Here is a 19,590-nt window from a genome sequence, read left to right on the forward strand (position 1 = left end):
ATCACCACTCACTTCGCCGCCCGCACCTCGACCGTGCCGGTCCCGGTACGGCCGTAGCGCGAGGGATTGTACATGTCCTCGACATAGGCCTGCGGCAGCACGTATTTGCCGGGTGAGACCACACGCACGACGTAGGCCACCGTGAAGACCGCCTTGGAATCCGAGGCCCGATCGACGGCAGCCGTGAAGCGATCGTCGCGGAACTCGGTATCTTCGGGCTCTTCGCCATCCTCGATCCAGCCCAGCGTGCCGCTGTCGCCCGACGACACCAGTTTTGGATTGTCGATTTCCAGGCCGGCCGGCAGATAGTCGGACACCATGATGTGGCCGTATTCGGGCTTGGCCTCGGTGATCTTCAGCACCACGGCGAAGCGGTCGTTCTGCTTGACCTTGCTGATATCGGCGGGCTTGCCGTCGAGCGTGAAGAAACTGCGCTCGATCTTGAAGCCGTTCGATGCCGCGGGCTCAGGCGTCACCGGCGACCCCGACACCGAGACCACCGCCTGCACCGGCGCGTCTCCGGTGTTGGTGATCTTCAGCGGCTTGCCTTCCAGAGTGGCGGCCTTGTAGCTGCGGTACAGCGCGGTCTTGACCGGCTGGCCGTCCACCTCCATCGACAGGTTCTCCTTGGCGAGCGCGCGCGCCGCCAGCACCAGCCACGCATTTTCCTGCGTGGAGGTGTAGGGCGTCAGCCCGCGCGCAGTCTCGACCCGCGACACCGCCTGCGTCAGCGTTGCCTTCGGCGCGTTGCCTTCACTGGCAAGCGACACCAGCGCTGCGGCATCGCGGAGCTGCGAGCCGTAGTCGGTGCGGCCGAACTCCAGCACCGGCTTTGGGGCGAGACTGTCGAGGGCTGCGCCATAGACCCGCTCCGCGCGGTTGCGGTCACCGACCAGCGCGAGCGCCGCGGCGAGCTGCGATTTCGCGATGGGAGTGGCGAGGTTGCTCAGCTTGGTGTCGGCGAGATAGCGGAGGTCGCCGATCGGCGCCGCGCCGTTGCGCGCCAGCACATAGAGGCCGTAGGCGAGATCGCGGCCGCCGTCCTTCTCCGGCTCGTTGCCGTTGACGACCGAGTTGCGGATGCGGTCGAGCGCGGTCTTGAACAGCACATCCGGCACCACAAAGCCCTTTTCGCGGGCGCGAGTCAGGAAGTCCGTCACATACGCGTCCAGCCAGGAATCGTCACCGCCTGCCGACCACAGCCCGAACGAGCCGTTCGAGCCCTGGCGGGCCAGCAGCCGCTCGATGGCGTCGCGGATGCGCTGGTCGACCTCGGTGTCCATGGCCAGGTGCGCACCGGCCGCGAGCTCGTTGACATAGAGCAACGGCATGGCGCGGCTGGTGATCTGCTCCGAACAGCCATAGGGATAGCGGTCAAGTGCTTTGAGGATCGTCGCCGCATCGAGCGCAGTGGACAGGCTGGCCGAGACCGAGACGCTACCGGTGCCCGGCACGAGATCGGCGAACATATCCGAGGTCAACGTCAGGCTCTCACCCTTCGCCAGCGTCCGGATCGAGCGCCGCGCCAGCACTTGCGTCGCCGCCTTGACGTCGAGCGCATAATGGCGCGCCAGCGCCAGGCCATTCGGCCCTTTGATGTCGACGTCGAGCGTCGCCTGCCCCGCCGCCGTCGCGTCGATGGCGAGCGTGAACGAATTCCGCTGCTTGGCGGCAAGCTTGACCGTGGTCGCGGGATTGCCGGTCATTCTCACCGGCCCGCCGGTCTTCACGTTGATGACGTAGTCGCCGGCCTGCCCTTCGACATTGTCGATCTCGAGATTGACCGTGCCGTGGTCGCCGTTGAGCAGGAAGCGCGGTAGGGTCGTGGTGAGCACCACGGGATCGCGGATCACCACGTCCGTGTTGGCGCGACCGAGCTTTGTCGCTGTCCACGCCACCGCCATCACGCGCGCGGTGCCGGCGAACTCCGGAACGTCGAAGCTCACTTCGGCCGTGCCGTCGGCGGCAACGGTGACGATGCCCGAATAGAGCGCGAGCGGCTTTTGCGCGGGCGGCGAGCCCTGGAGCTCGGCGGCACCGGCGTCGCCGCCGGACTTGATCTGCCCGCGCGTGCCCGACATGCCGTCGATGAGTTGCCCATAGAGATCGCGGATCTCCGCGCTCAGGCGGCGCTGGCCGAGATAATAGTCGTCTGGCGCCGGCGGCTTGTAATTAGTGAGGTTGAGAATGCCGACGTCGACCGCGGCGATCACGATCTTGGCGTCCTCGCCCGGATTGAGCCCGTCGAGCTTGACGGGGATCTTCAGCAGCCCATTCGGCCGGATCAGAGCCGGCGGCGTCAGCTTCACCTGCAATGTACGGGTCTGCTTGTCGATACCGAACCATTTGAGTCCGATCGCCCGGCCCGGCATGCGTTGCGCGGCCGCATCGAGCGGACGGCGCAGCGTTGCCACAACATAGGCGCCGGTGCCCCAGTCCTTGCCGACCGGGAGCTTCACCTGGGCGGTGCCTTCCTTGACGTCGATGGTCTGCGTCGTCAGCAGGCGATCGCCGAGCACGTTGACCGTCAGTTTGCCGGCGCTGCGGACGTTGACCGACACGGTCATCGTGTCGCCCGAGGCGTATTGCGGCTTGTCGATCGAGGTCTCCAGGAGGTCCGGCGTGTCGGCGCTGCCGTCGGAATACCAGCCGACGTCGAACTGTACCGAGGTCACGGGCCCGTCGGCGTCGTTCGACTTCACGTCCAACCGGTAGCGGCCGGGCTGTGGGGTCAGCGAAATCCGCGACGGCTTGTCCGCGGCAACTGTCACGTCGCCGTCGGAGACGCGCGAGGTCGATTTGACCGGCTCGTACTCCCAGTAATTGCTCTGGCGATACCATTGGTAGCGCGACTCCATCTTCAGGAGCTCGTAGCGCAGGCCGTCGCGGCGAAGCCTCTCACCCTCGGGCGAGACGAACACAACATCGAACTCGGCCTTGTCGCCCTCGGCGACGTTCTTGTCGCCGAATAGCGGCTTGATGCCGATCATCGCGGCAGCAGGCGCGACCGGCAGCACGATCTTGCGCTCGACGGCGCGGCCGCCGGTCTCGACCACGCGGACGAAGATCTGCGCCTCCTGCGGCCGCGTCGAGGCCGGCTGCTTGTCGAGCGTGACCGGGAAGGTCGCAACGCCGTTGGCGTCGGCTTCCGGCAGGTTCTCCAGCGGCGTGCGCTCGTTCGAGGTGGTCTCCTCGTCGGCGACGCCGAACTGGTAACCGGCGAAGCCCGGCCGCTCGGACGCGGGCGCGACCAGCATGTCGCCTTCGAGCGCTAGCCCCGAGGCCGGCGCGCCATAGAGGAAATGACCGTCCGCCTTAAGCTCCACTGGAGCGTTAGCTTTGATCAGCTTGTCCTTGGCAGACAAGTCGAATTCGATCCGATCGGGGACGTAGTCCTCGACCATGAAAGTGGTCTCGCCGACCGAAGAGCCCTTCGGATCGGTGAAGGCGCGCACCCGCCAGGTCCCGGTCGGGACGGCCGAGTTGAGCGGCACCGACAAGGTGCGCCCGCCCGCGCCCTGGTCGGACAGAACGGCGCGGCGGAATTCGACGCCATCAGGACGCTCGATCACCAGGGTCATCGGCCCGCCGGTGACGGCGTTGCCCTGCCCGTCGCGCAACAGCGCGGTGAGATAGACGGTCTCGCTGGAGCGGTAGACGCCGCGCTCGGCATAGACGAAAGCGTCGGCGCCCGCAGGCACGGCCCTGCCCGAAACGCCGCGGTCCGACAGGTCGAAGGCGGAGGACTTGAGGCTGAGGAAGGCATAGTCGGCCTTCTCGCCGGTCACGGTGAGCATCGCCGGCGACAGGCCGCCCTCGCCGCGCGCAAGCCCCGCCTCGAACAGCACATGGCCGCTCTCATCGGTCTTGCGGGTGGCCAGGATCTCGTTGTTGCGCGCGACCAGCCGCACCTCGGCTTTGCCGACCGGATCGGTCGAGGCCAGCGAATTCACGAAGACATGGATGCCGTCATTGCCGGAATAGGCCGTGACGCCGAGATCGGAGACGATGAACCATTGGGTGGCGAGCTGATAGTCGTCGTCCGAGCCCGGCCCCTTGGCCGCGGCCGTCATCACATAGACGCCGGGCTGGAGTTCACCAAGCGCCTGGTCGACCGGGAATGCCGTGGTGACGTCCTGGTTGAGCGTCATCGCGGTGGCAAGCTCGCCGGTCCAGACTTTCACGCCGCGCTCGCCGCCGAGATCGCTGAGCTGGTATTTCGACAGGGTCTTCTGGAAATCGCTGTCGACCACCGTGTTGATCAAATTGCGGTCGCCGATCCGGAACACGTTGATGTTGACGGCTGGCGTGTTGACGCTGACGACGGGAATGCCGCGCTGGCCCGTCCTCGGCAGCACATAGGCGCGGCTGGTGAAGCGCACGAAGGGCTTGCGGTCGCGCACATAGACGTTGAACTCGGCCGATTTCGGAAGGCCTTCCTTCACGGTGGACGGCAGGCCGGCGCGCAGATTGATGTTGTAGCGCTCGCCATGCTTCAGCCCGTCGACGCAGAGCTGCTTGCCCTCGGCCGACAGCGCCGGCTTGTCCTGGCCCGCCAGCGCGAGGTACGGCGCGAAATCGGTGCGTTTTGCCAGCTCCTCCGAGAACTGGAAGCAGGCGCGCGGACTGGCGGAGTCCGAGTCCACGGTGTAGTCGAGCAGCCGAAAACCGTGCTCGTCGCGCATCTTCTCATATTGGCCACGGACGTCGGCGACCTCGCGCATCTCCAGCGACAGCCGCAGTGCATCGAGCGCCGGCCGCCACAGCTTGCGTTCGGACAGCGACTTGCCGAGCACCGCGAGCGCGTCGGCCTCCTCGCCCGCATTGCCGGCGCGCTGGTAGGCGATGTAGGCGGCAGTCGAGGCGCGCTCCAGCAGGAACGTCTGCTCGCTCGAGCTCTTCGGCGATATCTGGAAGATGACCTTTGCCAGCCGCAGCCAGTTGCCTGCGTCCTCCGGCGTGGTCGCCGCGATCTGGCCGAGCACCGACAGGCCGGTGCGATAGTCGTTGCGCCGGAAGGCAGCATCGGCGTCGGTGCGCAAGCTCGCGCCGGTCTTGGCGACCGGCCCCGCCTCGCCCTTGATCTGCGCCTCCAGCTTGATCGCGGAATCGGCGAGGTCGTCCCGCTTGAAGGCTTTGTCGGCGGCCTGCGCGACGCTAAGGCCGAACGCCAGCGTGGCGCAGAGTGTGACGGCGCGAACAAGACCGATCATGGATGGACTCCCGGAAATCGCGGACGAACGCCGCTTGTCGCATGAAATGCGCGGAAAGGTGACGGACTCAAGGCGATGGAACCAAAGGTGCAAACCGTCGCATTCGCCATGACAAGGCACGCCCAGAGGAGACCGATCAAGCTACCGCCGCGCACGCCGTCCTGATGGCGCAGCAATATCCGACCAGTCGTCCGGCGGCCGTGTCCCGGAAGCTGATCAGCGTTCCCGGCGATGTGATCCATCGTCCAGTCTGCTGCCGCTCAACCCGGCACCCTGACACCCCACCGTTCCGCTTTGTCGCGGCTTCGACGAAAACGGTTCGGTTCAGGCTTGGCGAAAGACGATATTTTTCATAATGGCATAGTAGATGAACAGCGGCCCCCAACCAGGGCGGCTCAAGACGGTCCCGTAGCTCAACTGGATAGAGCATCAGATTTCTACTCTGAGGGTTGCAGGTTCGATTCCTGCCGGGATCGCCAATTTCGGTCTCATCCGTTCATCGTGAGCCCGATCTACGGCGCCCACCTGCAGAATCCGTCCTTCACGAACGCGTGGGCCGCCTCGCTCCGGGCTTTGACTCAGGCAAACGAGCCCTATCTATCCGCCGGGCGACGCGCGACCAATAGGGACTTCGATGCCACTATCCGACTTGACGAGAATGGCTATCGCATCTGCGGTGGCGGTTGTGGCAATATCGTTCCTGGCAGTTGACGCGGGCGTCGTGAACTCCGGTGTGATCACAAAGCCCATCGCGACGGCGCAGGCTTCCATCTCGGACGCTGCGGCGAGTCAGCATCAACTTGCCTTTGCCGTTCAGGCATGGACGCGTCGCGGCCACCCGAAGCCTACCCTCGAAGAATGCCTGGCGATCGATTGAAACAGCGCAGTCGCCGCTCTCGTCTCGCCGATGTATGCGCAACGTAATAATCATGTTTGTTATAGGCCGTTATTCCCCCGGATGAAGATCGTCCAAATCCAGCCGAACAGTGCGCTCAAGGCGGCGACCGATGCGGCGATTGCCGCGGTCCGAGTCCACCAGATCTGCCGCTCGTGCCGTTCGATATCCGCCTCGGATTTTTGATTATCTTTCCAGTTCAGCCATTCCTGGGCGAACCCGATCGTCATGACGGGCGCGGTTCCGATCGCGATCGCTCCTGCGGATGCCGCGTCGGTCTGGGCTAGGCGCGCTCGGACGTTGGCTGCACCCGTCTTTTCAAGCACCGCAAGCCATTGCCGGGACTGTTCGTCTGAAACATGCCACGTGCATTCCCTGTAAGGAAACGCTTTCGGTCGCTCTGTCATGGCCTTGCACCGCACTCACCCTTCAGTGTCGCCTTGATGTCGCGCCCACCACCCGGCAATCGCCGCTGCTAGATCCTTCCACAACTCAGTCGGCAAATCCGGCACCGCCACCCGGACGCTGTACCGATCCGTCGTCGCGTCGTGAAACCACTCGGTCGCCGCGAAATCGAAACCAAAACTGCCGGCGTGGCGAATGGGGAAGCCTTTGCCGCTCAGGTCGCGGCTCATGTCCTCGGCGGCCTGCCGCGCGGTCGCCTCATCGAGGGCGCGCCTGCCGCGAAGCGTGACATAGAGGCCGTGGGTGAAATGCAGCTCGGCCGAGAGCGAAGCGAGCTCGGCGGCGAAATATCGCGCCGCGTGGCGACCGTTGCGCAGAATCGCAGCGACGCGCCTTCTCGTCAGGGCCCAATAGGCCACAGAGCCCACGAATGGCGGGAAGTGCGCCGGCAACGCCGCGCCACCGAGAAGCCGGACGGCATTGCGGGTTTCCGCCGCCAGGCTTTCGGACAGCAGCTGGCCCGCCTTGAGGTCCTTCCGGCTCCAATGCACGAACACGGCAGAGCCGAGCCGGCCGTATTCCACCCCGAGCGAATCCAGCTTGTTATGGCTTCGCACCAACACGACTGCAATGTCCCATCGCGCGGCCCATCTCAGGACGCGCCGGATGCGCCCCGATCTGCCAGCGAAACATGTCGTGTCGAAAATCAAGAGATCGAGCCCCGAACCGTCGCAACGCAGAGCCGCTTCGAACGCCCCGGCAGGGGCGCATGAATCGAGCAGGAGAAAGCGTGGCAAGGCTGCCGCAGCGAACGCTTCGCCCAGCGGGAGGCTGGCGGTGACAAGCCGCAAATGGGGGACGAGGCTCTCGATCAGCTCCAGTGTCTCGCCGTAAGTGCCCGGCAGCACCACGACGTCTGCCTTGCCGATGATCCGTGCGGACGCGAGCAGCAGCGCGGAGATCGCGGCCATGCCGGAGGCGGTATAGATCGCCTCGCTCCTGCAGCCCCGCTCGAGTTCATAGAACGAGGGACCACTCACCTTGAGGTCCGCGCGCTGATAGTCGTAGCTGAACACGAACGGACCGCTGCTGGGAGACGCCGCATGCGACCAGGCCGTCTCCGTCGCTCTCCAGTCCTGCAGCGCATGTTCCGCGCGTAGTGCGGCGGCGAGCTGAAACTTGGAGACCACAACCTCGTCGACCGATTGCGGCCGAGCCAAATGCAGCGGGCTCCTCAGGCAATCGTTCAGCAGCCCGATTTCCCTGTGCTTTCGATCGAGATAGGCCTCGGAGGTCTCCATGCGGATCTTGATGAGCGTCTTGATGCGGATCTTGGCAATTGCGACTGCCATTCAACGTTCGGCGAGCGCATTGGCTCCAACAGCCGGGCCCGCCTATCCTTGCAACGAAGACCGGTCCTCGCCGTTGACACGGCACAAGGAGAACATCATGAGCGAGATCAGAGAGCACATGAAGATCGTCGGCAAGGACGGCGCACATGTCGGCACCGTCGACCGCGTCGAGGGCAACCGTATCAAGCTGACGCGGAAGGACAACCCGGAAGGTCACAAGGACCATCATCATTACATCGACACGAAATATGTCGGTGCCGTCGAAGGCGATGTCGTCAAGCTTTCGGTCAATGCCGACGCGGTGCCGAAGTCGGAAGCTGCCTGACACAGTGCAGCCCGTCGGGGACTTTTTGTTTGTTCACGGTCCTGCTCCGCTTCGTTCCCCGAAACGAATCGCGATCGGAAAATCGTCGTCCGAACGAGTCTTAACGGAGCGTTTCGGCGGCTCGCGTCAGGCGTCGAGTGTCACGAGCATAGGCGCCGATGGCGGCGTTCTCGCGCGAAAAAATTGAAGGGGGCGCGGAACGAACTTGCGATCGGCGCGTTCGAAATCCAGTGGTGCCGATTTGCCAGCCCCGATCGGCTCTCGAGAACCCCGTGCTTGTCCCCCCCGAGCACGGGGTTTTTCTGTGAATACCAGTTCTCTCGTAACAGAGAGAGCTCAGTCCGTCCGCTCTTCGCGCCGGTCGCGGGCGAGTTGATGCCAGGCCAGGGCCAGCTCGATGAGACGTTGCCGGTCAGGACCTTCGGCCGCCACGGCGCGCTTCATCGCCGTCTCGGCTTCATGCTGTGGATCGTACTTGGTACACATGAAGCCAATTCTAGCCGGACGATCTGGACAAGCGCGTGGCAATTTCGTCCGTATGATTGCGGGGTAATGCCGTCCTCGCGGATTTGCGACGCAATCCAATTCACGCATCTGTCGAACGACCCGCCCCGATTGGGGGCTTGATGCGTACCGATCTGTGAAGTGCGTCACAGCCGGCGCACGGCGCCTCCGCTAAACAGTCCTCAGCGCTCCCAGAGAGCGAGAAGGCTTGGGAGATATTCCCGTCATGACGCAAGAAGCCGCAGCCGAAATTCCCGTCCCGACGCGAGGCGAAAGATCCGACCCGCTCGGCATCGCTTATCTTGCGACCATCGGCATCGTGATGTTGGCCTGGATCGCAGGCCTGGTCTGGGCCGCGATCGCGTTCTTCAGCTGGCTAGTGTCCTGACGCGCGGGGCGATCCCCTTGAATCAATTCCCGGCCAGCTGAGGGCCAGCGCCAAAACGAAAAGAGGCGGCTTTTCGCCGCCTCTTCGCTTCAGCCCTCGCCTGGCGTGCTCAGTAACAAGCCCGTGGATCAGCCTGCACGTACTGGCCGCTCGGATAGCGGTAGTAGCAGTTGCCTTGGGCCAGATAGTAGCCGGGGCGCGAAGCAGCCGTCGCGCCGGCGATCGCGCCGGTGGCACCGCCGATCACAGCGCCTGCGGCCGCACCCGAGGCGTTGCCCGAGATCAGGCCGCCTAGCACGCCGCCGACGATAGCGCCGCCAAGCGCGCTCGCGCCGGGATCGGCCGGTGGCGGCGGCGGCGGCGGTTCGTAGGCGACGGGCGGAGCATAGGCCACGGGGACGTCGTCGTAATAATCCTCCGAGATATAGGCCGGAGGCCCGTCCATCCGCTGCGGATAATAATACCGCGCGCCGCCCACATCCCACCACCAGCCAGAGCGGCCGTTGTGGACTTCGTGGCGCCAGCGTCCGCCATCCCAGGCGAGATGGCCGCGATAGGTGTGTCCGCCCCAGTCGCGCGCCGGTGCGGGACCCCTGGCGTAATTGCGTCCGGGCGGCGGACCGCCGGCATTGCGAGGGCCAGGACCTGGACTCGCGAGAGCAGGATTTGGACCCGGACCAGCATGACCAAGACCGCCGGCGTAGGGCTGGACGCCGGCCTGTGGCGCCGGCCGGGCAGCCTGCTGCGGCGGCGGCCCCTTTCGCATGTTCTGCGGCGGCGCGCCGGCGCCTGGCCCGGCCGATGGCTGGGCGGCGTCTCTCGGCGGTCTGGCGTCCTGAGCCTGCGCCGGGACGGCGAGCAATGACATCGCCGAAACCAAGGGAATGATGATCTTGATGCGACTGGACACACTCATGCGTGCTTGCCCCCTACTCTTTCGATTGCCGTCAACCGCCGTGATGCCTGGCGCGATAGACGATTCGGCTCGCGCTGAGCTGATGCCGGCTGACATGACTGACCTGCTTTGGTCGGCTAAGTCCCGTTACAAATGATTAAGATCACGACATTTTTTCGTCCGCGCGGGTCGCTCTGGCATGCCTCTAGTGGGCCGGCTCGATCACATTGCAGTTGCTTCGCCCGGACATCAGGCAGTCCTGCATCTTGCTCGCGGAGGTGAGATCGCGGGCGAGCCACCAGCCGACGCCGAGGATCAGGATCGCGATGATCAAGCCAGCGATGGCGCCGCGGCGGTTGTCACCGGATTGAGGTTTTGGAGTGGATTTCGGCTTCGCGCCCGGTTCGGGCTTAGCTTCGGAACTGGCTTCGGGCTTGGACATGGCTGACCGATCACGGGGGCGAGCGGGCTTTATCACTTCTGCGGCGTGGCGTCACATCCCGTCCAGCTTCTCCCGGTTAGCCTCGGGTCGGCCGGATCGCTTCCTTGCGGGAGGTTTCGGCCGCCGGGATCGCCTGCTGGACGCGCGGAGCGCAGGTCGTAAGCACAAACGCGGTCTGGGTGCATTCCCAATCTGTGCCCAGGACGGCACTTTCGATCGGCTGCGGACCGGCGAGCAGCAGCGTGGCACCGGCCAGGGTTGCCACCACGACCGCGATTGCGAGCGCCTTCAGGCTCAGTCGTGAGATCGTCATACCCGTGCTCCGCGTCTCATACCGGGGCGGACGCTAGGCACCGCCCTGGTGCCCCCTTATGAGGGACATCACAATTCGGCAGTTTTTCCGGGCTACGAGAGATCGTCGGGGGCGGCGATTTTCGTCTACCTGATCGGCTGCGATTATAGGTGGCATCACGGCGCGCGCCGATGTACACGCATCTGCGTCGCGCGGCGCCCGCTATGCCCAGCCGACGTACCAACAGGCAGTGATGTAGGATCGAAAGCGAGGATGACAAGGTTCGCCGATGAGTGGATTTAGGGAACCAGGCTTCTCCGACCGGCAAAAGGCGGCACAGGAAGCACGCAAGAACCTTTTGAACAAATTCAAGTCGCAGCCGGGGCCGGATGATCCCGCGGTTGTGGCGAAGCGTGCGGAGCGCGAGGCCCTTGCGGCCAAGCGCGCCGAAGCAAAGGCTGCGCGCGACACGGAAAAGGCCGAGCAGAAGCGCCTTCAAGAAGAAGCTGCCGCGCTCGAGGCCGCGCGGATCGCCCGCGAGGCCGAAGAAGCCGTCGCGAAGGCGGCCGAAGCCGAGGCCGAGCAAAAAGCCAAGCGGGACGCCCGCTACGCCGCCCGCAAGGCGAAGCGCAAGTAACGTTTGCAAGTCTAACGCGCGCAAGTCACGTTCAATTGAATTTGGACTGAAACAAATGCTCCGGGGGCGGTCTACGTGACCGCCCCCGGATTTTTGGCGCGCGTCTGCCTGTCGCAAGCGCCTCTCGACGTTGGAAGATCAGTGCTTCTTCATTATCCCGTCGTCTTTCTTCATCCCGTCCTTCGACATCGTGTCCTTCTTCATGCCGTCGTCCTTGGACATGGTGTCCTTCTTCATGCCGTCCTTGGACATCGTGTCCTTTTTCATCATGCCGTCATCCTTGCCCATCTTGTCCTGGGCAAAGGCGGCCGGCGACAGCGCGAGGCCGAGCGAGAGAACGGCCGCCGAAATGCCGAGCGCGATGCGGGTACGAATGGTCATGACTGGTCTTCCCTTCGAGATGATGTTGGTTAGCGACGGACGCCGCTATCTGATCTCGACGGATTGCCACGGGGCGTTGTTACGCAGCCGCCGATAAATTTCCGCGAGCCCGCCGCCATCCTTGGTTCTGCGGATGTAGGAGATCGGGAGTGTGCAACGCAGCATCACCGACACTTGCCGCGGCATTCGGTCTCGAACTATCAGACTAGAGAACATTGTCTGAAAGACCGGCTAGGATGGGCCTCAGCGCGGTCTCCAAGACCAGCCCACGATCAAGGCAAACAAGAACGCTCCAAAGAACCGTCCAAGAACCGTCCAAGGGAATCACGCCATGCTCACGCGCCGCCACCTGATCGCGACCGCCGTCGCCGCACCCGCCATTCTCCGTTTCGGCACCGGCACCGCGCATGCCGCGACCACGCTGAAGATCTCGCATCAATTCCCGGGCGGCACCGTCGACAAGGGCGATTTCCGCGACCGGCTCTGTCGCGTGTTCGCCGCCGAAGTCAGCAAGCGCAGCAACGGCGACATCGCCGCCGAGATCTATCCGAACTCCTCGCTGATCAAGACCAACGCGCAGTTCTCCGCGATGCGCAAGGGCGCGCTCGACATCAGCCTCTATCCGATGCCCTATGCCGGCGGCGAATTGCCGGAAACCAATATCGGCCTGATGCCGGGCCTCGTCACCACCTACGACCAGGGCATGCGCTGGAAGAAGGAGCCGGTCGGCAAGGCCTTGACCGACTTCCTCGCCGACAAGGGCATCATCCTGCTCAGCTGGGTGTGGCAGGCCGGCGGCGTCGCCAGCCGCTCCAAGCCGATCGTGGCCCCCGAAGATGCCAAGGGTCTCAAGGTGCGCGGCGGCTCGCGCGAGATGGACATGGTGCTGCAGACTGCCGGCGCATCCGTGCTGTCGGTGCCCTCGAACGAAATCTACGCAGCGATGCAGACGGGGGCGTGTGATGCCGGCATCACCTCCTCGACCAGCCTGATCTCGTTCCGGCTTGAGGAGGTCGCGAAATCGCTGACCTCGGGCGCAGGCGCGTCCTATTGGTTCATGCTCGAGCCGCTGATGATGTCGAAGGCGATCTTCGACAAGCTGCCGAAGAACCAGCAGGACGTCCTGCTCGCGGTCGGCACCGAGCTCGAAGCCTTCGGCCGCAAGGGCGCGCAGGACGACGACGTCGAGGTCGCCAAGGTCTACGAGAAGGCCGGCGCCAAGGTCTCGGCGCTCGATGCCGCGACCGTCGGCAAGTGGCGCGACATCGCCCGCGACACCGCATGGAAGGACTACGGCGCCAAGACCGCGACATCTGCCAACCTGCTCAAGCTCGCGACCGACGTCGCCGCATGAGCCACGGTCCGCTTCCGGATCGTGACGACCAGGTAAACGCTGCCGCAAGGACCGGCCTTGCGGCAGCGATCGATCGCGGTCTCGCCATCCTCAACAACATCATCGTCGTGTTCGCCGCGATTGCGCTGATCGCCGCCTGCGCCATCCTGAGCTACAGCGTGCTCAGCCGCGCCTTGTTCAAGGCTGCCAATTACTGGCAGGACGAGGCCGCGGTGTTCCTGCTGGTCGGCGCGACCTTCATGACGGCCGCCTACGTGCAGCAGAACCGCGGTCACATCGGCATCGAGGCCTTCGTCGGCCTGCTCTCACCACTGGCGAACCGGATCAGGCTCTGGCTGGTCGATGCCGTGACGCTTCTGTTCTGCGCTTTCTTCGCCTGGAAGTCCTGGACACTGGCGCATGAAGCCTATGTCGACGGCCAGGTCTCGAACTCGATGTGGTCGCCGCCGCTGGCCATCCCCTATTCGCTAATGGCGTTCGGCATGAGCCTGCTCTGCGTCCAGATCCTCGTGCAGCTTGCGCTGCCTTTCGCTGGAGCCAGGCGTTCATGAGCGTTTTCGGTATCGGCCTCGCCTACGGGATCGCGACGCTGGTCGTGATGTTTTCAGGCATGCCGATCGCGTTCGCGCTCGGCGCGGTCGCAGTCGTGTTCATGGGCATCTACATGCCCGCCGCCTCTCTCGACACGGTGACGCAGAATGTCTACGAGGAAATGGCCTCGATCACGCTGCTGTCGATCCCGCTCTTCATCCTGAAGGGCGCCGCGATCGGCAAGTCGCGCGCCGGCCAGGATCTCTACTCGGCCCTGCACGCCTGGCTGCACCGCGTCCCCGGCGGGCTCGGCGTCGCCAATGTGTTCGCCTGCGCGCTGTTTGCGGCGATGGCGGGCTCCTCGCCCGCGACCTGCTCGGCAATCGGCTCGGCCGGCATCCCCGAGATGCGCAAGCGCGGCTATTCCGGCGGCTTCGCCGCGGGGATCATCGCCGCCGGCGGCACGCTCGGCATTCTGCTACCGCCGTCGATCACAATGATCCTGTTTGCGGTCGCCGCCGAAAAATCGCTAGGACGGCTGTTCCTCGCCGGTATCGGGCCCGGCCTGCTGCTGGTCTCGCTGTTCGGCGTTTACGCCGTGATCCGCTTCCGCCAGGAATACGCCGCGGCCGAAGCGATCTACAAGAACGGCGGCCCGGAAGCTGCGATCCTCGCCCGCGACGAGTACACGCTCGCGGAACGCTTCAGCGTGCTGCCGCGCGTGATCCCCTTCGTGCTGCTGCTCACCGGCGTCATGATCGCGCTCTATGGCGGCTACGCCACGCCGTCGGAGACCGCCGGCCTCGGCGGCCTCTTGGCGCTGGCATTGATCGCGGCGATCTACAGCGTGTGGCGGCCGAGCGACCTTGCCCCGATCCTGAAATCGACGATCCGGGAATCGACCATGCTGATGATGATCATCGGCATGTCGCTGCTCTATTCCTACGTGATGAGCTATCTGCACATCTCGCAATCGGCCGCCGAATCCGTCGTCGCGATGCATTTGCCGCGCTGGGGGCTCTTGTTCGCGGTCCTCGTCATGGTCGTCGTGCTCGGTTTCTTCCTGCCGCCGGTCTCGATTATTCTCATGACCGCGCCGATCATCCTGCCGCCGCTCCGCGCCGCCAATTTCGACATCATCTGGTTCGGCGTCGTCATGACCATCGTGATGGAGATGGGACTGATCCATCCGCCTGTCGGCCTCAACATCTTCGTCATCCGCAACGTCGCGCCGGATATTCCCCTGCGCGAGGTGATCTGGGGCACGCTGCCGTTCGTGCTTTTGATGATGCTCGCGGTGCTGCTGCTCTGCTTCGTGCCGGGCATCTCGACCGCACTGCCGGACCTGGTGATGGGGCCGGACGGGAGCAGGTAGCTGCGTCCACCATCATTGCTCGCTGCGCTCGCAATAATGGAGAACTAGGAGCTGGCGCGCTTCCTCTTCGCGTTCAGTGCGGAGGCCACGCGGCTCACCGGCGGCTTACCCAGCACGCCGCTCATCTCGTTGGTTGCCGCCAGCAACCGGTCCATATCGACACCCGTCCTAATCCCCATGCCCCCGAGCATATAGACGACGTCCTCGGTCGCGACGTTGCCGGTCGCGCCCGGCGCGTAGGGGCAGCCGCCGAGGCCGCCGGCGGCGGCGTCGATGACGCGGACGCCTTCCTCCAGCCCCGCATAGAGATTGGCGAGCGCCTGGCCGTAGGTGTCGTGAAAATGCATCGCGAGATTGGCGGGAGGGATGTTGGCGCTGACCGCCCGCAGCATCTCCTTGGCCTTATCAGGCGTACCGACACCGATCGTGTCGCCGAGCGAGATCTCGTAGCAGCCGAGATCCCACAGCGTGGTGGCGAGATCGGCAACTGCCTTCGGCTTGATATCGCCGTCGAACGGACAGCCCAGCACGCAGGAGATATAGCCGCGGACCTTGACACCATCGACCCTGGCGCGCGCCAGCACCGGCTTAAACCGTTCGATGGACTCCGCGACCGTGCAATTGATGTTGGCCCGCGAAAAGCCCTCGGAGGCCGCGGCGAACACCGAGACGATCTTTGCGCCGGCCGCGCACGCGGCGTCATAGCCCTTCTCGTTCGGCACTAGCACGTGGAATTCGGCACTGGTCAAATGGCGAACGCCGCGCAGCACGGCGTCCGAGCTCGCCATCTGCGGGATCGCCTTGGGCGAGACGAAGGCGCCGACCTCGACTGTATTGAGGCCGGCCGCGACCAGCGCCTCGATGAAGGCGATCCGGGCTTCGACACTGACCGCCGTTTTCTCGTTCTGGAGGCCGTCACGCGGCCCCATTTCGATGATGCGGACCTTATCGCTCATCTCATTCTCCGGAAGGCTCGACCACGGCGAGCTCGACGCCCTCCTGGACGATGTCGCCGACCTTGCATTTGATGGATTTCAGCACGCCGGCATAGGGCGCACGCAGCGTCTGCTCCATCTTCATCACTTCCAGGGTGAGGATCGGCGCCCCCTTCTCGAGCTTGGCGCCCTCCTCCGCCAGCACGGCGACGACGGTGCCCGGCAAGGGCGCTGCGATCTTGTCCGCGCCGGCCTGCTCCTCCATCTCGCCGCCGAACGGATCGACCCAATGCAGGTCGAATCGCCCGTTGCGCGTGCGCAAATACAGCTCATGGCCGTCGATCACGGCCGCGACGAACGATTTGACGCCGTCAAGCGTCACGTCGAAGCCGCCGTCCCGGGGCGCGATCGCAAATGCCAGCTCGCGTTCGCCGATCACCAGCGTCGCTGGTCCGCTGCCATAGTTCAGCGTGATCTTCTGCTCGGACCCATGACCAACACCATGACCCGCGCGAAACGCAAAATTGCGCTGGCGGCGGCCGACCGGCATCCAGCCAAAGGTCTGCCAGGGCGAATTCGCGTCCGCCTGTGCAGCCTGCCGCTCGTGGTTAATCACAGCGGCCACCGCGGCGCAGAGCTCGAGCTCGCCCGGCGCCGCCGGGGCCTGCGTCAGAACCATCAGTTCGCGCTCGATGAAGCCGGTGTCGATCGCGTTCGCCCTCACCTTCGGATGCGTCATCAGCGCCGACAGGAACGGGATGTTGGTCACGATGCCGCGGACGTCGGACTCTTCCAGCCCGCGGTTCAGCCGCTCGATCGCGACATCCCGCGTCGGCGCCCAGGCGATCATTTTTGCCAGCATCGCATCGTAGTACGGCGAAACCGTATCGCCTTCCCGATAGCCGGAGTCGATGCGCAGCCCCCCCGTTTCAGCGGGCAGACGCCAGGTTGATATCTTGCCCACCGACGGCATGAAGTTCTTGGTCGGGTTCTCCGCATAGACCCGCGCCTCCACGGCGTGTCCGTGAAGCTTGATCTCGTCCTGCTTCAGCGGCAACGCCTCGCCGAAAGCGACGCGCAACTGCCACTCGACCAAGTCGATCCCCGTGATCAGCTCGGTCACGGGATGCTCGACCTGGAGACGAGTGTTCATCTCGATGAAGAACACGTCCTTGCCGTCGGACACGAACTCGATGGTGCCGGCGCCGACATAGTTGACGGCGCCCGCAGCCTTTCGCGCGGCGGCACAGACCGTCTCGCGCTGGGCGGGATTGAGCGTCGGCGACGGCGCCTCCTCGATCACCTTCTGGTGGCGGCGCTGCAGGGTGCATTCGCGTTCGAACAGCGAGAGCAGATTGCCGTGGCTGTCGCCGATCACCTGCACCTCGATATGCCTCGGGTTATTGACATATTTTTCGATCAGCATGCGGTCGTCGCCGAACGCGGCCTTGGCCTCGCGCTTCGCGCTGACGATCGCAGGCGCAAGTTCATCCGCGGAGCGAACGATGCGCATACCACGGCCGCCGCCGCCAGCGGACGCCTTCACCAGAATCGGGAAACCGACCTTCTCGGCCGCCTTCGCCAACGTCGCATCGTCCTGCGCCTCGCCGTGATAGCCTGGCACCAGCGGGACGCCGGCCTTCTCCATAAGCGCCTTGGAGCCGGACTTCGAGCCCATGGCAGTCATCATTGCCGCTGTCGGGCCGACGAAGACCAGTCCGGCGTCGAAACACGCCTGGGCGAATTCGGCATTCTCCGACAGGAAGCCATAGCCGGGATGGATCGCCTCCGCGCCGGTCTTGCGCGCGGCCTCGATCAGCCGTTCGGGATTGAGATAGCTGTCGCGGGCACGTGCGGGCCCGAGCAGCACGGCCTCGTCGGCGAGCGCGACATGCATCGCGTCGCGATCCACCTCGGAATAGACCGCGACCGCGCGCAGGCCCATGGCGCGCGCGGTGCGGATCACGCGGCAGGCGATCTCGCCGCGGTTGGCGATCAGGAGGGTGCGAAAACGGCGGTAGAGCTTTGAGCGGTCCATCGCATCACATCCTGAACAGGCCGAATTTCGTCGGTTCGATCGGCGCATTCGATGCCGCCGAGAGGCCGAGACCGAGCACCAGCCTTGTGTCGGCCGGGTCGATCACGCCGTCGTCCCACAGCCGCGCGGTCGCGTAATACGGGTGCCCCTGGCTCTCATATTGCGCGCGGATAGGTTCGCGGAATTTATCTTCGTCTTCTTTCGACCAGCTGTCGCCCTTGGCCTCGATATTGTCGCGGCGGACCTGGCTCAGCACCATCGAGGCCTGCTCGCCGCCCATCACCGAGATGCGCGCGTTCGGCCACATCCACAGGAAGCGCGGTGAGTAGGCGCGGCCGCACATGCCGTAATTGCCGGCGCCGTAGGAGCCGCCGATCACTACGGTGAATTTCGGCACCGACGCGGTCGCGACCGCCGTCACCAGCTTGGCGCCGTCACGCGCAATGCCGCCGGCTTCGTATTTCTTGCCGACCATGAAGCCGGTGATGTTCTGCAGGAACACCAGCGGAATGCCGCGCTGGCAGCACAGCTCGATGAAATGCGCCCCCTTCAGCGAGCTCTCGCTGAACAGGATGCCGTTGTTGGCAATGATGCCGACCGGAAAACCCCAGATGTGGGCGAAGCCGCACACCAGCGTCGTGCCGTAGAGCTTCTTGAACTCGTCGAACTCGGAACCATCAACCACGCGCGCAATGATGTCGCGCACGTCGAACGGCTTGCGCCCGTCGACGGGCACCACGCCGTAGATCTCCTCCGCCGCAAACAAGGGATCACGCGGCGGATGCATGTTGAGGTTTGGCCGTACCGATGGCTTCAGCGTGCCGACGATGCGGCGGGCGATGCCGATCGCGTGCGCGTCGTTCTGGGCGTAATGATCGGTCACGCCTGATTGTCGCGAATGCACGTCGGCGCCACCGAGCTCCTCGGCGGTCACCACCTCGCCCGTCGCCGCCTTCACCAGCGGCGGCCCGCCGAGGAAGATCGTGCCCTGGTTGCGCACGATGATGCTCTCGTCCGACATCGCGGGGACATAGGCGCCGCCGGCCGTGCAGGAGCCCATCACGATGGCGATCTGCGGGATGCCTTGCGACGACATCTGCGCCTGGTTGTAGAAGATGCGGCCGAAATGCCGCTCGTCCGGAAAGATCTCGTCCTGCAGCGGCAAAAAGGCGCCGCCGGAATCGACCATATAGACGCAGGGAAGATTGTTCTGCCGCGCCACGTCCTGCGCGCGCAGATGCTTCTTCACCGTCATGGGATAATAGGTGCCGCCCTTGATGGTGGCGTCGTTGGCGACGATCACGCATTCGCGGCCCAAGATACGCCCTACCCCGGTGACGACGCTCGCCGAATGCACGTCGCCGCCATAGAGGCCATAGGCCGCGAGCGGCGACAGCTCCATGAACGCGGTGCCGGGATCGACCAGCAGGTCGACGCGCTCGCGCGCCAGCATCTTGCCGCGCGACGTATGGCGGTTGCGCGAGACCTCGCCGCCGCCGCCGGCCACCTGGCTCAGCTTCTCGCGCAAATCCGCGACGAGGGTGCGCATGGCCTCGGAATTGCGCGCAAAGTCCGACGAAGACGTATCGATGCTGGAATGGAGCGGCATGTTGATTCCAATCGCGTGA

18 protein-coding genes and 1 tRNA gene are annotated in these 19,590 nt (G+C 64.8%); 8 read left to right on the top strand and 11 right to left on the bottom strand.

The genetic code is table 11. The features are described from left to right. Positions 1-8: 8 nt before the first annotated feature. Positions 9-5,213, bottom strand: a complete 5,205-nt coding sequence (locus BcanWU425_RS21560) for an alpha-2-macroglobulin family protein (RefSeq protein ID WP_204511157.1) — start codon at positions 5,211-5,213, stop codon at positions 9-11. A gap of 402 nt (positions 5,214-5,615) precedes the next feature. Here BcanWU425_RS21560 and BcanWU425_RS21565 point away from each other — a divergent pair. Both BcanWU425_RS21565 and BcanWU425_RS21570 read left to right on the top strand, forming a co-directional pair. Continuing rightward, a tRNA-Arg gene (locus BcanWU425_RS21565) sits at positions 5,616-5,692 on the top strand. Positions 5,693-5,847: 155 nt separating this feature from the next. Beyond that, on the top strand, positions 5,848-6,090 hold the full coding sequence (locus tag BcanWU425_RS21570; RefSeq protein ID WP_204511156.1) for a hypothetical protein: 243 nt from the start codon (positions 5,848-5,850) through the stop codon (positions 6,088-6,090). 59 nt (positions 6,091-6,149) lie between these two features. Here the strand turns inward: BcanWU425_RS21570 and BcanWU425_RS21575 are convergent, their stop codons facing one another. Next, complete coding sequence (locus tag BcanWU425_RS21575) at positions 6,150-6,515, bottom strand: hypothetical protein (RefSeq protein WP_204511151.1); 366 nt, start codon at positions 6,513-6,515, stop codon at positions 6,150-6,152. Positions 6,516-6,530: 15 nt separating this feature from the next. Next, complete coding sequence (locus BcanWU425_RS21580; protein WP_204513933.1) at positions 6,531-7,814, bottom strand: hypothetical protein; 1,284 nt, start codon at positions 7,812-7,814, stop codon at positions 6,531-6,533. A 148-nt stretch (positions 7,815-7,962) separates the two neighbouring features. Here BcanWU425_RS21580 and BcanWU425_RS21585 point away from each other — a divergent pair, with 148 nt between their 5' ends. Then, positions 7,963-8,190 carry a DUF2171 domain-containing protein gene (locus BcanWU425_RS21585; protein ID WP_018457777.1) on the top strand — a complete coding sequence of 76 codons (228 nt, stop codon included), beginning with the start codon at positions 7,963-7,965 and terminating at the stop codon, positions 8,188-8,190. A 336-nt stretch (positions 8,191-8,526) separates the two neighbouring features. On the opposite strand, the gene BcanWU425_RS21590 is transcribed toward BcanWU425_RS21585, so the two are convergent. Continuing rightward, on the bottom strand, positions 8,527-8,676 hold the full coding sequence (locus tag BcanWU425_RS21590) for a hypothetical protein (RefSeq protein ID WP_018457776.1): 150 nt from the start codon (positions 8,674-8,676) through the stop codon (positions 8,527-8,529). A 244-nt stretch (positions 8,677-8,920) separates the two neighbouring features. Between BcanWU425_RS21590 and BcanWU425_RS21595 the strand changes: the two genes are divergently transcribed. Continuing rightward, on the top strand, positions 8,921-9,082 hold the full coding sequence (locus BcanWU425_RS21595) for a hypothetical protein (protein ID WP_085349841.1): 162 nt from the start codon (positions 8,921-8,923) through the stop codon (positions 9,080-9,082). A 109-nt stretch (positions 9,083-9,191) separates the two neighbouring features. On the opposite strand, the gene BcanWU425_RS21600 is transcribed toward BcanWU425_RS21595, so the two are convergent. The 3 genes from BcanWU425_RS21600 to BcanWU425_RS21610 all read right to left on the bottom strand — a co-directional run bounded on the left by BcanWU425_RS21600 (position 9,192) and on the right by BcanWU425_RS21610 (position 10,732). Further along, positions 9,192-9,998, bottom strand: a complete 807-nt coding sequence (locus BcanWU425_RS21600) for a hypothetical protein (RefSeq protein ID WP_085385254.1) — start codon at positions 9,996-9,998, stop codon at positions 9,192-9,194. A 184-nt stretch (positions 9,999-10,182) separates the two neighbouring features. Further along, the gene (locus tag BcanWU425_RS21605; protein WP_204511146.1) at positions 10,183-10,419 is read right to left on the bottom strand and encodes a hypothetical protein; all 237 of its coding nucleotides are present in this window, start codon (positions 10,417-10,419) and stop codon (positions 10,183-10,185) included. Between the two features lie 76 nt (positions 10,420-10,495). After that, on the bottom strand, positions 10,496-10,732 hold the full coding sequence (locus BcanWU425_RS21610) for a hypothetical protein (protein ID WP_231188542.1): 237 nt from the start codon (positions 10,730-10,732) through the stop codon (positions 10,496-10,498). Between the two features lie 268 nt (positions 10,733-11,000). Here BcanWU425_RS21610 and BcanWU425_RS21615 point away from each other — a divergent pair, with 268 nt between their 5' ends. Continuing rightward, positions 11,001-11,348: a DUF6481 family protein gene (locus tag BcanWU425_RS21615; RefSeq protein ID WP_018457771.1), complete on the top strand. Its 348-nt coding sequence runs from the start codon at positions 11,001-11,003 to the stop codon at positions 11,346-11,348. A 138-nt stretch (positions 11,349-11,486) separates the two neighbouring features. On the opposite strand, the gene BcanWU425_RS21620 is transcribed toward BcanWU425_RS21615, so the two are convergent. After that, a complete protein-coding gene (locus BcanWU425_RS21620; RefSeq protein WP_204511144.1) occupies positions 11,487-11,729 on the bottom strand; it encodes a pentapeptide MXKDX repeat protein in 243 nt (80 codons plus the stop codon). Positions 11,730-12,060: 331 nt separating this feature from the next. Here BcanWU425_RS21620 and BcanWU425_RS21625 point away from each other — a divergent pair, with 331 nt between their 5' ends. Genes BcanWU425_RS21625 through BcanWU425_RS21635 form a run of 3 tightly spaced genes read left to right on the top strand, consistent with a single transcriptional unit; the run spans position 12,061 to position 14,989 of the window. Further along, entirely contained in the window at positions 12,061-13,083 is a 1,023-nt protein-coding gene (locus tag BcanWU425_RS21625; protein ID WP_204511142.1) for a TRAP transporter substrate-binding protein, read from the top strand. Continuing rightward, positions 13,080-13,634: a TRAP transporter small permease gene (locus tag BcanWU425_RS21630; protein WP_204511140.1), complete on the top strand. Its 555-nt coding sequence runs from the start codon at positions 13,080-13,082 to the stop codon at positions 13,632-13,634. The genes BcanWU425_RS21625 and BcanWU425_RS21630 overlap by 4 nt, the downstream gene beginning before the upstream one ends. Further along, positions 13,631-14,989: a TRAP transporter large permease gene (locus BcanWU425_RS21635; RefSeq protein ID WP_204511138.1), complete on the top strand. Its 1,359-nt coding sequence runs from the start codon at positions 13,631-13,633 to the stop codon at positions 14,987-14,989. Before BcanWU425_RS21630 ends, BcanWU425_RS21635 begins: the two co-directional genes overlap by 4 nt. Positions 14,990-15,033: 44 nt before the next feature. Here BcanWU425_RS21635 and BcanWU425_RS21640 read toward each other — a convergent pair whose 3' ends face one another. From BcanWU425_RS21640 to BcanWU425_RS21650, 3 genes are read right to left on the bottom strand one after another with little or no spacing between them, the layout of a single operon-like run. Continuing rightward, on the bottom strand, positions 15,034-15,945 hold the full coding sequence (locus BcanWU425_RS21640; protein ID WP_204511137.1) for a hydroxymethylglutaryl-CoA lyase: 912 nt from the start codon (positions 15,943-15,945) through the stop codon (positions 15,034-15,036). Position 15,946: 1 nt separating this feature from the next. Continuing rightward, complete coding sequence (locus BcanWU425_RS21645; RefSeq protein ID WP_204511136.1) at positions 15,947-17,962, bottom strand: acetyl/propionyl/methylcrotonyl-CoA carboxylase subunit alpha; 2,016 nt, start codon at positions 17,960-17,962, stop codon at positions 15,947-15,949. 4 nt (positions 17,963-17,966) lie between these two features. Then, entirely contained in the window at positions 17,967-19,571 is a 1,605-nt protein-coding gene (locus tag BcanWU425_RS21650; RefSeq protein WP_204511134.1) for a carboxyl transferase domain-containing protein, read from the bottom strand. Positions 19,572-19,590: the final 19 nt, after the last annotated feature.

This window comes from Bradyrhizobium sp. WU425 (assembly GCF_021052305.1).
Lineage (GTDB): Bacteria > Pseudomonadota > Alphaproteobacteria > Rhizobiales > Xanthobacteraceae > Bradyrhizobium > Bradyrhizobium canariense_D.

Bases quoted from the DNA above. Each gene is read 5' to 3' on its own strand.
- BcanWU425_RS21560 (WP_204511157.1), bottom strand. From the start codon at position 5,213: ATGATCGGTCTTGTTCGCGCCGTCACACTCTGCGCCACGCTGGCGTTC.
- BcanWU425_RS21570 (WP_204511156.1), top strand. From the start codon at position 5,848: ATGCCACTATCCGACTTGACGAGAATGGCTATCGCATCTGCGGTGGCG.
- BcanWU425_RS21575 (WP_204511151.1), bottom strand. From the start codon at position 6,515: ATGACAGAGCGACCGAAAGCGTTTCCTTACAGGGAATGCACGTGGCAT.
- BcanWU425_RS21580 (WP_204513933.1), bottom strand. From the start codon at position 7,814: ATGGAGACCTCCGAGGCCTATCTCGATCGAAAGCACAGGGAAATCGGG.
- BcanWU425_RS21585 (WP_018457777.1), top strand. From the start codon at position 7,963: ATGAGCGAGATCAGAGAGCACATGAAGATCGTCGGCAAGGACGGCGCA.
- BcanWU425_RS21590 (WP_018457776.1), bottom strand. From the start codon at position 8,676: ATGTGTACCAAGTACGATCCACAGCATGAAGCCGAGACGGCGATGAAG.
- BcanWU425_RS21595 (WP_085349841.1), top strand. From the start codon at position 8,921: ATGACGCAAGAAGCCGCAGCCGAAATTCCCGTCCCGACGCGAGGCGAA.
- BcanWU425_RS21600 (WP_085385254.1), bottom strand. From the start codon at position 9,998: ATGAGTGTGTCCAGTCGCATCAAGATCATCATTCCCTTGGTTTCGGCG.
- BcanWU425_RS21605 (WP_204511146.1), bottom strand. From the start codon at position 10,419: ATGTCCAAGCCCGAAGCCAGTTCCGAAGCTAAGCCCGAACCGGGCGCG.
- BcanWU425_RS21610 (WP_231188542.1), bottom strand. From the start codon at position 10,732: ATGACGATCTCACGACTGAGCCTGAAGGCGCTCGCAATCGCGGTCGTG.
- BcanWU425_RS21615 (WP_018457771.1), top strand. From the start codon at position 11,001: ATGAGTGGATTTAGGGAACCAGGCTTCTCCGACCGGCAAAAGGCGGCA.
- BcanWU425_RS21620 (WP_204511144.1), bottom strand. From the start codon at position 11,729: ATGACCATTCGTACCCGCATCGCGCTCGGCATTTCGGCGGCCGTTCTC.
- BcanWU425_RS21625 (WP_204511142.1), top strand. From the start codon at position 12,061: ATGCTCACGCGCCGCCACCTGATCGCGACCGCCGTCGCCGCACCCGCC.
- BcanWU425_RS21630 (WP_204511140.1), top strand. From the start codon at position 13,080: ATGAGCCACGGTCCGCTTCCGGATCGTGACGACCAGGTAAACGCTGCC.
- BcanWU425_RS21635 (WP_204511138.1), top strand. From the start codon at position 13,631: ATGAGCGTTTTCGGTATCGGCCTCGCCTACGGGATCGCGACGCTGGTC.
- BcanWU425_RS21640 (WP_204511137.1), bottom strand. From the start codon at position 15,945: ATGAGCGATAAGGTCCGCATCATCGAAATGGGGCCGCGTGACGGCCTC.
- BcanWU425_RS21645 (WP_204511136.1), bottom strand. From the start codon at position 17,962: ATGGACCGCTCAAAGCTCTACCGCCGTTTTCGCACCCTCCTGATCGCC.
- BcanWU425_RS21650 (WP_204511134.1), bottom strand. From the start codon at position 19,571: ATGCCGCTCCATTCCAGCATCGATACGTCTTCGTCGGACTTTGCGCGC.